Genomic DNA, 15563 nt, shown 5'->3' with positions numbered 1-15563 from the left:
CCCCTCCTTTCAAGACCAATGGCGGGTCGCCCCCTTTTGGCTCAAAGCAAACAATCGCAGGTAAGGCCAAGGATGACCGCTTTGCTCCGCATGTCGGCCGTAGAGATCGACATCGCTGCGTCCCGAAACCAGACCTTGCCGGTGATGCGCTGGAGGTCTTGGTACTTCAGGGGCGGACGTAGAGATCGGTCTAAGGTAGGCTGTATCTAACGGTGGTGCAGCTAGGCCCCAGGCGGTTTGGCGATCAACGCCAACGCACGCTGGAGGTCATCGGCAACCAGCCTGGAAAGCTCATCTAGGCGCGCCAACCCGGGCACTCTGGATCGCGTGGCGGGATCACTCCAAGTCACGTCCAAGCGGCAGTCGGGATTGCTCAGCACATCTGCGGCGTCAAATGAACGGTGCCGCTCCCCATCCTCACGACTGGGATCGGAGTACAGTGCTATGAACTCCCGTAGATCCTCGCTCTGTAGAGGTTTCGTGCGGAGGGAGAACCGCTTGTCGGAACGAAGATCGTAGACCCACAGGCGTTGAGTAGATACCACTCCCGTCTTTTTTGGTTTGTCAAAGAAGATGACGTTCGACTTCACGCCCGCAGCATAGAACAATCCGGGTGGCAGTCTCAAAAGCGTATGAACACGGCAGGTCTCGACCAGTCGGCGACGCACAGAGGCTGCAGCACCACTCTCGAACAACACATTGTCCGGGACGACGACCGCAGCCCGTCCGCCCGGCTTCAGAAGCGCTACGATGTGCTGCATGAAGTTAAGTTGCTTATTCGCGCTCTGAACCCAGAAATCGGATCGCAGGATCGTCAGGCTGTCCTCCGGACGTGTCGAATTCCCCTGGGCATAGGTCACGCTGCCTTTGACCCCAAAGGGGGGATTCGTAAGCACAATGTCAACCTGTCGAGCGGGTGGTGCCTTTAGGCTGTCTTCGCACGCGATCGGCAGCTCATCGTCGGCGTTACCTCCGACGCCGTGCAGCAGAAGGTTCATGGTCGCGAGACGCGCGACTTCCTCGACTAGCTCCACACCGCGAATGGACTTCGTGGCCAGCGTCTTCTTCTGTGCTGCAGTCATCTTCGGATGGCTCTTCCGCAGATGATCATGAGCCGCCAAAAGGAAACCGGCGGTTCCGCAGGCCGGATCGCACACCACTTCGCCCAGCTGCGGGTTCACACATTGAACGATCGCTTCAATGAGCGGGCGTGGGGTGAAGTACTGCCCCGCCCCACTCTTCGTGTCGCGCGCGTTTTTCTCGAGCAAGCCTTCATAGGCATCGCCCTTTAGATCGTCGGAAAGTCCTGTCCACTCCGTCTGACCAATGAGATCGACGATCAGTAGGCGCAGCTTTGCCGGATCTCTGATCTTATTTTTTGCATTGCGGAAGATTAGCCCCAGCATACCGCCTCGCTCACCAAGCGCGGCCAGGATTCGCCCGTAATGCGCATGCATCTCCAACGAGTCGAGGCGTACCAGGGATCGCCAGGAATGGTCCTCCGGGACACCGCCGCCAGCCTGCTCGTCAGCCATCTTCAGGAACAAAAGGTAGGTCAGTTGCTCCACATAATCTGGATACGAAAGACCGTCGTCTCGCAAGACGTTGCAATACTGCCAGAGCTTTCGGATCAGGCTCTGAGCGCCTGATGTTCGGTTAGGTGTATCCGTCATTTCAAAGCCTTAGAACCACGTCGTTTATCCACCAAACATTTCTGAACGACTCGACATAGACCTTGGCGGCGGCCGAGTATTCGGCGCGGTGATCCATGTACGCCTTAAGGTCGCGGATGGCGTCCTTGAACGCGTCATTGGCCATTGGCCAACCTTCGAAATCGACAGGCGCCTCCCGGCGGCCGCGCTCCACCGCACGCTCTACAAGATTGTAGAGCGTCAAGCGTCCCTCGACGAACTTCGGCCAATTCAGGTGCAGGCCAAGCCGGCTCGCCTCGACCTTGGCGACAGCGACCGCGTTTCCCCTGAAATCCGGCGACACGTCGATCTCGCCATTTGGCCTGAACGTCAAAACGATAGGGTCGCCTGGTTCTGTGGGATCGAGAAGTGCGGGATGCTCCAGACCCAGATCGTCACCGGGGGCCCGAGCCCGAACGCCGGTCGCTAGGAGAGGAAAATGAGTGGACTTTCCACCAGCCACTCGGGCTCCCGGAGCAATGCGGGGCCGGTTGGCACGCTGGCAACTCAGCCGCATGTTTTTCCAATCGAACGCGAGCCAGTAATAGCCTGGGTGGGCCCGGTCCTCCCGCACTTTTCCCTTTGGGCGGAAGTGATCAATGTCATTGTCGGCGCCGGGGCTCTTGCACTCCGTGTACCAGCACTTGTCGAACGATGATTCTTCGAACGCCTGCCGCAGGGCCGTCCAACGTTGTTGATTCGCCTCAATGATGCGCGCACGTCGCTTCGCGTTTGGCTCCGCTAGGGCAGCATCCTGCGCGACCTGTAAGTCGGCTAGAAGGTTGCGGATTTTCGGGAGGATGGCTTCAAGATCGATGAACCGCATAGCTGTCAGGACGCACCCGCTTCCCGGCGCAGCTCTTCAACGATCCGAGCTGCCAGTTTTCCGCGATCTTCGCGCTGCTTAGGGGTTAATTCCACGGCCTCGCGCCAGGATGGATCTTCCTGCGCTGTCCATGCTTTCAAAAACTCCTGATAAAGGGGGTCACGGATGGTGAAATCAAAGCCACGACCGCGGAGGTCATCTCTTATCCGACCGAGTTCCGCCGCTTCCTCAGGCGTCAGTTCTTCCTTCATGCCGAGAACGCGCTGACGGTCCAAGTCAGTCTGTGTCTTGGCGTCGAGAGTTGTCTTGAGGCGAAAGAGATCACTGGTCAGGATCGCTGCGACACCCATGCCCCGTGGATCCTGGTCAGGCGGTTCCGCGATAGAGAAGCCTTTCTCGTCACGTCTGAAGATTCGCACCTGAGCCCGTTCAAGCCCGGCAAACACGAGCGGGTCATGCGAAGACATTACGATATGACAGCTATCGCGTCCCCGAATGAACCGGTCGAGGAAAGCCAGGTACTGCGTGCTCCAGGCTGGATTGAGATGCGTGTCCGGTTCGTCAAGCAGGAACAGGGCTTCATCCCGCGCCGTGAATTTCAGCAAGCCGAGAACCAAGAGCAATTGCTGCTCGCCTTCGCTTAGATCGCGATAAGTGACATTTCCGCCCCCAGCCCCGGCGCTCATCCTGACGCGCGTGCGGACCTCCGCCAACACCTTCGACAGGTGCATACTCTCGAGCGCGGTGAAGAAGGCATACTGGTTACCGTACGACCGATATACATCGGCGAGCGACTCCGCACTGGATAGGAAAAGATAGAGACTCTTGACGATAGGGTTCTTCGTCAGGTCGATCGGAATACGCCGCGTCATGCGCAGCGGAAGCATGGCCTGTTCATATAGCCGACTGAGAAATTCCTGCACTTCGCCGACGGCGTTCCAGAACCGCGGATCCCCACCTTTTCGCTTCCACGGTGGCTCCTTCAGCGCAAAAAGCACACTATCTAACCCTTCGATTTGAAGATGCTCGCGAAGGAAATCTCGATCTTCCCTGGAAGCGTCGCTGGCCTCCATGAAGAACGCAATGAGGGCGAACTGTCCGTGCAGCGTTTGGGCATAGAAGAGGCGCCGCAACGCGTTGGGGTCGCTGATCGTCCTCCCGCGCTGTTCCGGTGATTTTATGATCCAGCTATAAAATCGCTCCCGGTGCTTCTCGAAGATCGTCGCGAGCCGATCGCTAGGTCCCGAATAGTAGCCGAACACGAATGCAGGGCGATGACGGGGACGACCATCCCGATCCTCAACCATAAAGGTTTTGCGAGGAAGATCGCTGTACTCGGTTTCGTCCGATCGCTTGATCCGAAACGTCGGAAACTCGTCTGCCTTCGCGTGGACTTCGATGTGGTTCCCGCGGCACTCGTACTTCAGATCGTAGTCAAACGGTGCTTCGACATCGAGATCAAGGTTGCGGAAGATCAACGCCAATGCTTCAATCAGATTAGATTTCCCGGCTCCGTTCTCACCGACAAGCACCGTGTAAGGCGATCCCTCGTCGAAATCGACAGAGAGATCCCGTAGGTTCTTGAACGCGCCGATCCTGACCGCATCAAGCCGCATCGGCGACCTCAAGCTCCGCGTTCTCTGCGGCGTCTCCCGTCAAACGAATCGTGCCGCCGAGCGCGTCACGCAGAGCGAGATAGAAGAGCTCTACGTGTTCGGGCAGATCGCGGTTGTATCCGGCTTGGGCAAACAGCTCAGGCAGCGACAAAGACCCGCCGTTTTCCTTCAACACCGCCGCTAGGTCAGGCGTTGGTTCGGCTTGCTGCGTCGGGCGAGGTCGTCTCTTTGGCATGGTATCACCTCTCCGGCTTGATGGGGCTAACGTCGCCTGAGTCTTGCGCGGCGACCCCAGCCGCTGGAGAAGCTCGCTCGACGGCTCGTCATGTGGATCTTGCGGTGTTAACTCGCCCGCGACCGCCGCTGCCAGTAGTTCCAGCTCAAACTCAGGCAAGCGTGCAAGAGAGGCCTGTACGGCCCGTATCTGGCCGGCTGTCGCATCCAGGCGGCGGCGGGCCTCAGCGACAATACGCTGTTGTTCGTCATGAGGCGGGATCGGAAACGGAAGCGCTCGAAACCGCTCCAGTCCCAGATGTGCGATGTTTGTCGACCAACGCGCAATTTCGCGAAACACCCCCGAATGCATGTAATGGCGGAAAACCAGCAGCGCGTATTCCGGCTCGATCCCGTCTCCCGCGCGGAAGCGGATCAGGGTATTTTGAAAACAAGCCCCCGGAACCTCTCCGCGGTAGATCGCCGGACGACCAACCAGTTCCGGGCTCTGCCCTTCATTGAGAAGTACATCACCGTCCTGAAGTTCGTAGACTGCGACTTCTTCCGGCTCGAAGTTCATGCGCAGGATGTCTGAGGTGTCGATCCGGTCTTCGTAGACATTCGCCACCCGGAGGTAGGGACGCATATTGCGCCCCCGCTCATGCTTAGGCGCCCTCTGGCGCCCAAGCGTAACTTCTCCAACCTGATCCACGCGACGCCGCAGCCATCCCGCTGGTACTGTGGCGCTTAGCCCTGGGACGTCCAAGTTCGGCGTTTCCTCGAACAAATTGATCTGACCCGACCGTGATGGCCGGCGCGTGTGGTTTGGTTCAGGCGCTTGCGGTGATCGAGGCGCCAATTCGCCAGCCACCGCCGTCGCAAGAATTTCGCGCACCTGCTCATTTAAATGGTCAAGCGCGGACCTGAGGCGAGCCTCGGCCTCGCGAATCTCGGCCAGACGTATGTCAGCAATCTCGGTTATCCGTTTCTGCTCAGCCAGCGGAGGCAATGGGTAAGGGATTTCGGCAAAGCGCGAGCCGCCCAAATGCTGAATGCCGACACCTCGCGCCACGTCTGCGAAGACACCGGCAGCCGCGTAGTGCCGAAAAACGACGAGCGCATATTCCGAGGTAGTCAGATGCGGGCGGAATCGAATTACGGTATTCTGAAAGCAGCAGAGCTCGACTTCGCCGCGCCAGATCGCTGACCGCCCGACTTGAGAAGCGCTGCCTGATGCCTCGGTCAATAAGACGTCACCCGCCTTTAGGCCAAACACTTCACGCTCCGCCGGCGTAAAATTCATCTCGAGGAGATCTGATAGATTCATCCCGGCCGCTGTTATATTGGCGGCGCGCACATATTTGGTCATATGCGCACCCGAATCCTGCTCCGGCGAGCGTTGTCGACCTAGCCGCACCTCGCCGGCCTGATCCACGCGGACCAACGCCCATCCGGACGGCATCGCACGTTCAGAGTCGGTAGGCGGTTGGTCCATTCGCTTCCTCACCCTCCCGGTGAAGGACCAGACGTAATAGAGAAATCGTCTTGGCGACAGTCCTTCATGTTGGTCAGCTCATTCATAGATAAGCCACTGGCCAAAGCAATGGCGACATCACCGGATGAACCCCTTGCCGGACATTCCGCGTATTACGATAGCGCCGGAGCGACCACAGGGGTGTGCACGATGGCCGCTAACGGTCGATTGTGTTGAAGAAGTCGGTGGTTAAGCCGTGGATCCACTCGCAGCGAAGCGTCTTGATTGAGGTCGACGCGACCTCCTCGCCCTAAGTGGCTCGGATGGGTCTCCCGAGGGTGCAGATCTTGGCCAATTTCCTGAGGTTCTGGGCGATGGCTGCAAGGTGGAACTCATCGCGGGCACCACAGGGGCCGCGCAATCGCAATCGATCGAGCTTCAGGATGCGCTTGAGGTGCGCGAACAGCATTTCCACCTTCTTCCGCTGATAGCGTGAGGTCTGGTAGGTATCGGTCTTGGCGATGTCGCGGGCCATGTCGCGCGCGCCCTCATAGATCGAGCGCAGCACCTTGCGCGCCGGCTCCTTCGGGCAACAGCGGGGCTTCAGGGCACAGGCGTCGCAATCCAGCTTGCTGGCGCGATAGCGCATCATGCCGTTCTCGTCGACGAGAGGGTGTGGCACCCGATAGGTCTTCTGGCGCTGTCTGAGCGTCTTTCCGCCCGGGCAGCGGTAGGTATCGCTTGCATGGTCGTAGGCGAAATCCTCACGCGAGAAGGTGCCGTCCTTGCGCTTGGAGTGGTCGAACACCGGGATGTGCGGCTCGATCCCACGCTCATGCACCAACCAGTTCAGCATTTCGGCCGAACCGTAGCCGGTGTCGGCAATCAGCCGCTCCGGCCAGAGGCCGAACTCGTCGTGCGCCCGCTCGATCATGGTCTTGGCGGCCGTTACCTCGGCTTGGCGCACCGCGGTCGAGGGCTCCACGTCCACGATGATGGCGTGCTCTACGTCGATCAGGTAGTTGGTGCAGTAGGCGTAGACCGCCGGGCCGCCCCAAGAGGCGGTCCAGCGTGCTGCAGGGTCGATCGGCGAGACGAACTTGGGTTCCACCGGCGTGGCGGCCCCGAAGGCGGCATCATCCAAGGTGGCGAGGTATTCGGCCACGGCCCGCTTGGCCTCAGGCTTGAGCTCCTCGGCCGTCTCGACCCCGCGCTGACGCTGCGCGTCGGCGACGATCAAGCTGGCATCAACCGCAAAGCCTTCACCGCCAACGAGGCCTTCCGCCATGCAGCGCCGGACGACGGTCTCGAACAGCTCGCGCAGCAGGTCGGCATCGCGGAAGCGGCCATGACGCGCCTTGGAGAAGGTGGAATGGTCCGGCACATCGCCCTCGAGGCCAAGCCGGCAGAACCACCGATAGGCCAGGTTCAAATGTACCTCCTCGCACAGCCGCCGCTCCGAGCGGATGCCGAAGCAGTAGCCGACGATCAGCATGCGGATCAGCAGTTCAGGGTCGATCGAGGGGCGGCCGATCTGGCTGTAGTACGGGGCCAGATGTTGGCGGATGGCGGAGAGGTCAACGAAGCGATCGATGGACCTCAGCAGGTGGTCCGCCGGCACATGCCGCTGCAGGCTGAAGCCATAGAACAGCTCCTCCTGCATCACCTTCTGTTCGCCCATCATCGACTCAATCTCCTCTCAGAAGCGCCTCGTGTTGACAAAGGTGTCGTGCGCTTCTGCGGCGTCCTCAAGAAACTTGGACTTGACTTCGGCGCTGAAGAGATCCTTCGCACCAGCCACGTCCGAAAGCTCCAGCGCTGCCAGCATATCGGCGGCGGTGGCAAGATCGTTGAGACTGCCGAGCTGATCCTGCAGGTCCTTCATCGCCGTGATGAAGCGTCGATGGCGTTTGGTTTCCGCTTTGCTCTCATAAAGCGGCTCGAAGAACTCCGCCGCATAGCGCAGTTTCTTTGCGGCGATCCATCTATTTCGACACCCCCGGATGGGATCTGTCCAAGCGCGGCCGGAAAATCGGGAAATGAATGGATACAAATCGTCAAAGCCGGCGATGGCGCCGAGGCCGGATCGTTCACACGCGAGGAATGGGAGCGACCGGTCGCCGGCGATACACCGATACTTGACGATCCGCAGATCCGCGACCGGCTTGCAGGGGCTGGCCCAAAGCTCGCGCCGTGTTCGAGGTTCATGTCAAACGGCATTCTTGGAATGTGATCGATGGCGACGCCACGATCGAAGTCGCTTTGGATCTTGGCAAGCGTTGCAGCTTCATCCATTGAGGCCCAACGCGCGCCGATGTCGATGCTCTCGATGAGATGAGAAACCTTGTGTTCGGTATGTCGGACTGTACTTATTCTATATGCGCCTGCTGGACGCGGCCGCCGAAGATGCGGACTGGAAGGAAGTCGCCCGCATCGTGCTGCACCGCTTCCGCTCGGATCCTAAGCGCACACGTCGTTGCTGGGAGGATCACCTCAAGCGGGCGAATTGAATGACGCAAACAGGATACCTGAAAATACCCTCCGGCGAGCGAGACTCGCTGTCGTAGCGTCCGACAACCATGCATCCGTCATGTGAGGGGCACACTGTCCTGCCGAACAGGCAATGGCGGCATTTCGCCATCGGCCGTCCGCCAGATCCAGGAATCGAACTCCGGTCGGGATGCGATCAATTCGCCCAGCGTCTCCTCATATGCGCGATCGGAAGAAGGAGGAACGACGTAAAGTCCAACCGGTCGCGGCGGAATTTGCAACATCGCGGCCACGGCCGGCTTGTCCAGCGACAAGCTGTAGCGCAGACTCTTCACACTTCGCTCTCTCACCCTGGCGAGCGCATCGAGCAGCTTCTTTTCATAGGCGGACTCGTAGGGCACCCAATTCTCCGCCACCACCATGACTGCCATTTCTTCGATCACCGCAAGCCCCGCCGGCGTCAACCCGAAGGTGGCAATAGCGATCAAATGGGATGCCACATCCGCACCCCAGAGAGCCATCTCGGTTTCAAAACGGGTTTGGAGCCGACGGTACAGACCATCGTCGAGAAGGAACACGAACCCGGGCATGTGCTTGACGACCAGCTTGTGACCGCTGCGGGCAACGCCGAATTCCTTGACCTCACCGACAAGGATCATCAGCTTTCTTGGACCGCTCTTGGGGGGTACCGCAGACGCAAGCGCCTCCGCGCGTCTCTGTTCTATCGCGGTTTTGTCGGGGGACCGGAACGGTTCTGGTACGAACAATATGTCGCTCAGCGGTCCGCCCTTGACCGTCATCTGGCGCGCGGCCTCGATGAGGTGCCAACGGATGTTCCACCAATGGCGTTTACCAGCCCATCGCGATGTCCAGACGTTGAGTTCGGCTTCGTGCCAGAGATAATGAAGCAGGCTGCGCAGCGACAGTTTCTTTGTGTCCCCGGCCACGCTGTCCGATCCTCCGGCGCCCACAGGAGGCGCCGATCGAGCGCCAACTTTCGAAAGACTGAAATCCAGCTTGAGCGCCGCCATCCCGCTCTCTGAATCGACTTGGATCGCGCTGCCCATCAGCACGCCGAGCCCTGACAGTTCGTCGGGCGGCTCGTACGAGAAACAGGAAGGATCATGACCACCGCCGGACAGCGGCATCCGTTTGACGACATATTGATCACCAACCTGCGCGATATACATCGCGGGGCCCGGCTCCTTGCACAGGCAAAGCGGCCGGACTTTCCTCCGATAAGCATCCGCAAGCGCATCCTGAAGATCCGGCGCCGCCTCCTCGATCACCTGGTCAGCAAGACTGAAACGTCGCATCGCCTCCATTGCTCCGGACGCCGCCGCATCCCCACGCCCCCATTGACTCATAGTTTTGCCATCGAAGCAAGTCGGCGCGCCCTTGACGGCAACGGAGACGCCAACCGGGTTACCTGCAGTTGATACCGAGTTTGGGCATCTCACGCCGAGACCGGGCTGCGGCGGTAACCCGAGCTGCAGCCGGTCTTCACCTTCGGGCTCGCACCCGTGACGCAGCCGCGGCCGAACTGTCGGCGCTTCGATTGTCGGCGGACCGGCCAGCAGAGGAAGAGGGCAGGCGGGGCTTGCGGTGGCGGGCGATCGTCCGGGAGAGAGGCTCCCGGCGTCCGCCGTGGAGCAAACCCATGACACAGATGGAAATTCAATCGCCAACGCGGAACATACGTGCAGGCTACAAGGTCGATGTGAGCCGCGGCCAGCGTGTCGGCCGCGTGTCGTCGGAATGGTTCAACCGCCCGGCCGACGAGCGATACCTGTCCCTCAGCGACCTCCGGGATTCGGTGAGGGCCCGGTCCCAGCGCAGCCGCACGCGCATTGTCGAAAGCGAAAGGATCCGCGTCGAAGCCAGCCGCGACGACGCGGAACGCCTCATGCTCATGCTACCCGATGCAGAGGCACCGGTTGCGCCCACGCACTGGAGTTTTGGTCAGCTAGCCGGCCTGGTCGGCGCGCCGGCCACCTATCTGCGCCAACTCCCGGCCCCGCTCGCCGCGATCAATCTGCAGTACGGCCTGACCTCGCATCGGGCTGAACAAGTGAAGACGCTGGAAATCGAGAACGGCCGTCTTGAGCTTCGAGCAGTAACGGGCCCGGACTACGGGAGAATTTTCGACCATGAGCTGGTTGAGGCCGTGCAGAAGATCGCCGGCAACGGAACCGGCGATACGCGCTGGAAGGTGCCGGGCGTACTCGACTGGTCGACCAGCATCTACAACCCCAATGTCGATATCTCGAAAGACACGACGACGCTCTATGCCTCAGACCGCGACATCTTTGTATTCCTGGTCGATGACCTGAACCCGATCGAAGCTGGCCGGCTGCCCGATGGCGAACCCGATTTGTATTTCCGCGGATTTTACGCCTGGAACAGCGAGGTGGGCTCCAAAACCCTTGGAATTGCAAGCTTTTACCTGCGTGCAGTGTGTTGCAACAGGAATCTGTGGGGCGTTGAGGATTTCCAGGAAATCAGCATCCGCCACTCCAAATATGCCGCCTCGCGCTTTGCACTCGAAGCCGAGCCGGCACTGATCCAGTTCGCCGAATCCTCGCCCATGCCCTTCATCAACGGCATCAAGGCAGCGCGCGAGCGCGTCGTCGCACGCGACGATGACGACCGAACCACCTTCCTGCGCAAGCGTGGCTTCTCCAAGGGTGAAACCACGAAGATCATCGATGCCGTGCTCACCGACGAAGGCCATCCGCCGGCATCGGTCTTCGATTTCGTGCAGGGCATCACCCGTGTCGCTCGCGACAAGCAGAATCAGGACGTGCGCCTCGAGATGGAAGGCAAGGCCAAGAAGCTCCTCGACCTCACCCACTGATCCTGACCTGGCCGGCGATCCCGCACATCGCACTGCCGGATTTCTCATGATCGCCGCTCCAAGGCGCCGTCCTCACAGCCAAGAGGGCGGCGCCTTTCGTCGTGACGGGCCAGGAGGTCGATAGGCTCGCTTTCGGCCGCCCGTCACGGAGCACGACCCATGCGCGAAACCGCCCAAACCCCCATGCCCTTGCTGACGCCTGATCAGCGTGAACAGCTTCTCGCTAATGGCCGCCAGCCCAGTCGCGACCACGTTCCAGTGGTCAAGTTCTTCAATCCGGTCGGTATCGGCACCTGGCTCGCTACCGAGCTCGAGTCCGACGGCGACATATTGTTCGGCTTGGCGCAGCTTAACGATGCGCCGGAATTTGGGATCGTTCAGTCTCGAAGAACTCGCTGCGCTCAGCCTGCCGTTTGATATGCATATCGAGCGCGATATCTTCTTCACCGCCGTGTGCCCGCTCTCCGAAGCTGCGCGTGAGACCGGCAGCATCACCACAGCTATCCGCATCCTTTCCAATGCCGCTCGGCCTGGACCGGGGAGGGGGCCTGATGCGTTTCCGTCCCTGGCCGAAACCCGAACCCTATCGGGACACATCGCGCAAACGCGCCGCCTTCAAGCGCAAGCAGCGCCTCGAGCGCGAGGCATTGCCGCTCTTCGCCGAGATGATCGCCGCGCGACAGCACAGCCTCGAGGAAGAAAAGACCCGCCGGCACGTCTGGTGGGAAGAGCAAGAACACGAGCAGCGCGCCCAGCGCGCCGCCCGTTGGCGCGAAGCCCGTGCCCGGCTCTTTGCGCTCTCCGATCCGCTCCGTCGGACGATACGCAACGTCTGGCGGAGTTGCCCCTATCCGGCTGATCCCACCTATCTGCTCGATCTGCTTCATCAGATCGCGGTCGGCGGTGTCGATCCCATCGGCCGCCCTGGGTCTTCGACGGCAAGCGCCCGTCACGCCCGATCCGTCCAGCTTCGACGAAGCCTTCCGCGAGATCGGCCATCGAAAAATCGGCTGCGGCCCGAAGACTACGCCGGCCGACGAGTTCCTGTTCTGCGGCAAACTCGGTTCAGGCATCCTCTTCCTACGCACGCGCATCAGGCTCAACGATCCGCATGAGAGCTACCATTCCTCCTCCAGCCACCGGCTTCGCGATTCCCATGTCGGGCGAGCCGGTCGCTGGATCGATCTCGAGGTGTGCGGCGACTGCCCGGATGTCGAACTCGAGCTGATCCGCCGCCTCGCCCGGGAGGCCGACAGCCGTCCCGTCATCGTGCGTCGCGTCGCAAAGCTTTTTCCCGGCGAGCGGGAGGGCGACACACAATGATGAGCCATCCTGAAGCCTGCACGGCGTTGTCCCGGATGGAAGCCCGGCTGCGCGAAACGCGCCACAATCTTTACGAGCTCGAACGGTCTCTGCGCGATCCGTGCGGAGGCAGAGACGATCAGCTCGCGCCCGAAAATGCGTCGCTACAATCGCGCATGGCTTTGACGCGGTATTTTCGGCGGATCACCTCGATCGCCGCGTCCTGGCGGCTTGACCTTGCGGCGCAGTCGCTCGAGGTCCGTCGTGGCCTTGTCTGTGAGCCGGTCGAGGACTCGGAGAAACGCTTCCTCATCCGCCCCGGTCCAGTTGGACATGCGGCGACCGAGCTTTTCGCCGCTGTAGGCGGCTGGTCCCTGTTATCGGACCAACATCCAACAGCACCGGCCATCCCTTCCATCCGAGGGGGTGGCTTTCCCCATGACGGCTTTCCAGCGGGACCCTCCCGCCAGCCGTCTCGGAGATCCCCTCATGCTGCAACCGAAACCCGTCACAGACTATTCCGCCGACATCGCTGCCGCTCTAGCAACGCCAGGCCGTCACCACTCCATCGGCGGCGGCAGCTTCACCCTGCACTATCGCGATGGCGCGATGCTCTCCTGCTATGGATGCGAGGCGATCAAGGACCAATGCATCGCCGCCAACCTCCCGATCATCGACAGCCGGAGTGTGGCGTTCGATGTCGTGGTGCAACTGACGCTGTGCGGCCCGCTGATCGCCGTCGGCCGCGAGTCCGAGCCGGCCCCGATGTCACCGAGCCGCGTTGAGGCCGCCGCCTGCGCCGGCGCGGCGCCGCGAGAGGCAGAGGGCGGAGGGAGGGTTCCTGACGGGTTTGGTGGTTCGGGGAGAGGCCCCGGGCCGCCCGTCATGGAGACCCTAATCATGGCAAAGGCCAATCAGAAGATCGCAATGAACCCCTCGGATAATATTGCCTACGACAAGCTTGTGCTATCGCAGGAGAATGTGCGCCGGGTGAAGGACGGCGTAACCATCGAGCAGCTCGCCGAGGACATCGGTCGGCGGAAGCTCCTACAGAGCCTGAACGTTCGTCCTGTGCTCGACGGAAACGGAGAGGAGACCGGCACCTTCGAAGTGCCCGCCGGCGGCCGTCGGTATCTGGCGCTCGGCATTCTGGTCAAGCAGAAGCGTCTGGCAAAGAACGAACCGATCCCCTGCATTGTCAACCGCAGCGCAACAACCTCGGCCGAAGAGGACTCGCTTGCCGAGAACGTGCATCGCGAGAATCTGCATCCGCTCGACCAGTTCAGGGCGTTTAGAGCCCTCAGCGACCAGGGCCTCGATGTCGAGGAGATCGCCGCACGGTTCTTCGTGTCGGCGGCGACCGTCAAGCAGCGGCTGAAACTCGCCTTAGTTTCGCCAAAGCTGCTCGAGCTCTACGAACAGGATGAAATCCGTCTCGAGCAGATCATGGCGTTTTCGGTCTCCGACGACCATGGGCGTCAGGAGCAGGTCTGGGAGCGCATCTCCAACAACTCGAACATGCAGGAGCCCTACTACATCAGGCGCTTGCTGACGGAGACTACCGTTCGCGCCGATGATCGCCGGGCGGTCTATGTCGGCGCCGAAGCCTATGAGGCTGCGGGCGGCGTTGTCCTGCGCGATCTGTTCGAGCAGGATTCCGGGGGCTGGTTCCAGGATGCAGCTCTTCTTGAGCAGTTGGTCTTCGATAAGCTGAAGCTGGACGCCGAGACCGTTCGCGCCGACGGTTGGAAGTGGGTCGAGGCGGCGATCAGCTTCCCCTATGGCCATACCTCCGGCATGCGGCGCGTTTACGCCGAGCCCGAGGAACTAAACGCGGAGGAGATCGCCCGCTACGACGCGGTCAAGGCTGAGTATGACGCGCTCGACGCCAAGTATGCCGAGATGGAGGAGGCCGACCAGGAGATCGAGGACAAGCTCGATCAGCTCGGCGCCGAACTCGACGGCTTCAGCGATCGTCGCCATGTCTACGATCCGACGCAGAAGACTATCGCCGGAGCGTTTGTCACGCTCGGCGCCAACGGCCAGATGCAGATCGAAGCCGGCTTTGTCCGTCCCGAGGACGAACCGCGGGTCGAGACAGACGATGACGACGAGGAGGGCGACAGCGAGGATCGCGACGCGTCACAGTCCGAGGTTGACAGCGGCAATGGCGTTGTCGTCAACGGTCGGTCCGTGAACGGTACATCCGACGGTGCAGAAGAACCCGAGGATGAAGGCATAAAGCCGCTGCCCGATCGCCTCGTCTTCGATCTCACCGCGCAGAAGACGCTCGCCCTGCGCAACGCGCTCGCCAGCGACGTCGACATCGCCTTCGTCGCAGTTCTCCATGCACTCGTGCTGCAGGTGTTCTTCAGGTTCGCCAAGGACAGCTGCCTCGAGATCAGCATGACAAGCAACAGTTTCGGCCAGGTGCAAGACCTAGCCGAGACCCCGTGGGCGAAGGAAATCGCCGAGCGGCACGAGGCCTGGGACAGGGATATGCCCGACAGCGACAATCTCTGGGACTTCCTGCTCGGTCTCGATGAAGCGAACCGCAAGGCGCTGTTCGCGCACTGCGCGTCGCTCGCGCTCAACGCAGTCGTCGAGCCCTGGAACAGGCGCCCGGGCGCGCTTGCCCATGCCGATGCAGTCGCCGACACGCTCGGCTTCGATATGGTCACGGCCGGCTGGGAGCCCACCGTCGAGAACTATCTCGGCCGCGTCACCAAGGCCCGGATCGTTGAGGCGGTGCGTGAAGCGCGCGGCGAGGACTCCGCACAGCTGATCGACCACATGAAGAAGGACTTGATGGCACGTGAGGCTGCTCGCCTTCTCGAAGGGTCGAACTGGCTGGCCGAGCCGCTGCGTCTCGATGTCGACGACGCGGTTGCCGATGCCGGCGAGACCGTCACCGACGATGAGCCGGACGATGCCGACCGCGATGGCGATGCCGAATTGCCGGCCTTCCTCGTGGACGATGCGGATCCATCCAGCGATGAGTCCACGATCGGCACCGGGGACGAGGCTGACCACCTCCAGGCCGCCGAATAATCGGTCTCCTGCTCCGCACCGGGCCCGGCATCTCCGCCGGGCC

11 protein-coding genes and 1 pseudogene are annotated in these 15563 nt (G+C 61.1%); 4 read left to right on the top strand and 8 right to left on the bottom strand.

Annotated elements, in window-relative coordinates; genetic code table 11:
* Nucleotides 1-221: 221 nt before the first annotated feature.
* The 7 genes from JQK88_RS20145 to JQK88_RS20115 form a co-directional block, all read right to left on the bottom strand.
* Nucleotides 222-1673, bottom strand: coding sequence for a type I restriction-modification system subunit M (locus JQK88_RS20145; protein ID WP_203279214.1), 1452 nt, complete (start codon nucleotides 1671-1673; stop codon nucleotides 222-224).
* Between the two features lies 1 nt (nucleotide 1674).
* Entirely contained in the window at nucleotides 1675-2517 is an 843-nt protein-coding gene (locus tag JQK88_RS20140; RefSeq protein ID WP_203279213.1) for an HNH endonuclease family protein, read from the bottom strand.
* Between the two features lie 5 nt (nucleotides 2518-2522).
* On the bottom strand, nucleotides 2523-4133 hold the full coding sequence (locus JQK88_RS20135; protein WP_203279212.1) for an AAA family ATPase: 1611 nt from the start codon (nucleotides 4131-4133) through the stop codon (nucleotides 2523-2525).
* Nucleotides 4123-5781, bottom strand: coding sequence for a restriction endonuclease subunit S (locus JQK88_RS20130; protein WP_203279211.1), 1659 nt, complete (start codon nucleotides 5779-5781; stop codon nucleotides 4123-4125). The genes JQK88_RS20135 and JQK88_RS20130 overlap by 11 nt, the downstream gene beginning before the upstream one ends.
* Nucleotides 5782-6130: 349 nt before the next feature.
* Nucleotides 6131-7504 carry an IS1182 family transposase gene (locus JQK88_RS20125; RefSeq protein WP_203279210.1) on the bottom strand — a complete coding sequence of 458 codons (1374 nt, stop codon included), beginning with the start codon at nucleotides 7502-7504 and terminating at the stop codon, nucleotides 6131-6133.
* Between the two features lie 15 nt (nucleotides 7505-7519).
* The gene (locus JQK88_RS20120) at nucleotides 7520-7873 is read right to left on the bottom strand and encodes a CHAD domain-containing protein (RefSeq protein WP_246749933.1); all 354 of its coding nucleotides are present in this window, start codon (nucleotides 7871-7873) and stop codon (nucleotides 7520-7522) included.
* Nucleotides 7874-8408: 535 nt separating this feature from the next.
* Entirely contained in the window at nucleotides 8409-9626 is a 1218-nt protein-coding gene (locus JQK88_RS20115) for a DUF1173 domain-containing protein (protein ID WP_203279209.1), read from the bottom strand.
* Between the two features lie 344 nt (nucleotides 9627-9970).
* Here JQK88_RS20115 and JQK88_RS20110 point away from each other — a divergent pair, with 344 nt between their 5' ends.
* Together JQK88_RS20110 and JQK88_RS20105 are read left to right on the top strand one after the other, a co-directional pair.
* Entirely contained in the window at nucleotides 9971-11167 is a 1197-nt protein-coding gene (locus JQK88_RS20110) for a DUF932 domain-containing protein (protein ID WP_203279304.1), read from the top strand.
* A 183-nt stretch (nucleotides 11168-11350) separates the two neighbouring features.
* Nucleotides 11351-11693, top strand: a pseudogene (locus JQK88_RS20105) (DUF2958 domain-containing protein); the annotation flags it as partial.
* Here JQK88_RS20105 and JQK88_RS36315 read toward each other — a convergent pair.
* Nucleotides 11668-12054, bottom strand: coding sequence for a hypothetical protein (locus JQK88_RS36315; RefSeq protein ID WP_246749962.1), 387 nt, complete (start codon nucleotides 12052-12054; stop codon nucleotides 11668-11670). The pseudogene JQK88_RS20105 and the gene JQK88_RS36315 sit on opposite strands and share 26 nt — an antisense overlap.
* A gap of 16 nt (nucleotides 12055-12070) precedes the next feature.
* On the opposite strand from JQK88_RS36315, the gene JQK88_RS36310 reads away from it, so the two are divergent.
* Nucleotides 12071-12490, top strand: coding sequence for a hypothetical protein (locus tag JQK88_RS36310; RefSeq protein ID WP_246749931.1), 420 nt, complete (start codon nucleotides 12071-12073; stop codon nucleotides 12488-12490).
* Between the two features lie 879 nt (nucleotides 12491-13369).
* Entirely contained in the window at nucleotides 13370-15520 is a 2151-nt protein-coding gene (locus tag JQK88_RS20095; RefSeq protein ID WP_203279303.1) for a ParB/RepB/Spo0J family partition protein, read from the top strand.
* The last annotated feature ends 43 nt before the right edge of the window (nucleotides 15521-15563 follow it).

Source organism: Mesorhizobium caraganae, from assembly GCF_016836705.1.
Lineage (GTDB): Bacteria > Pseudomonadota > Alphaproteobacteria > Rhizobiales > Rhizobiaceae > Mesorhizobium > Mesorhizobium caraganae.
This window is presented reverse-complemented; position numbering and strand designations above follow the sequence as displayed.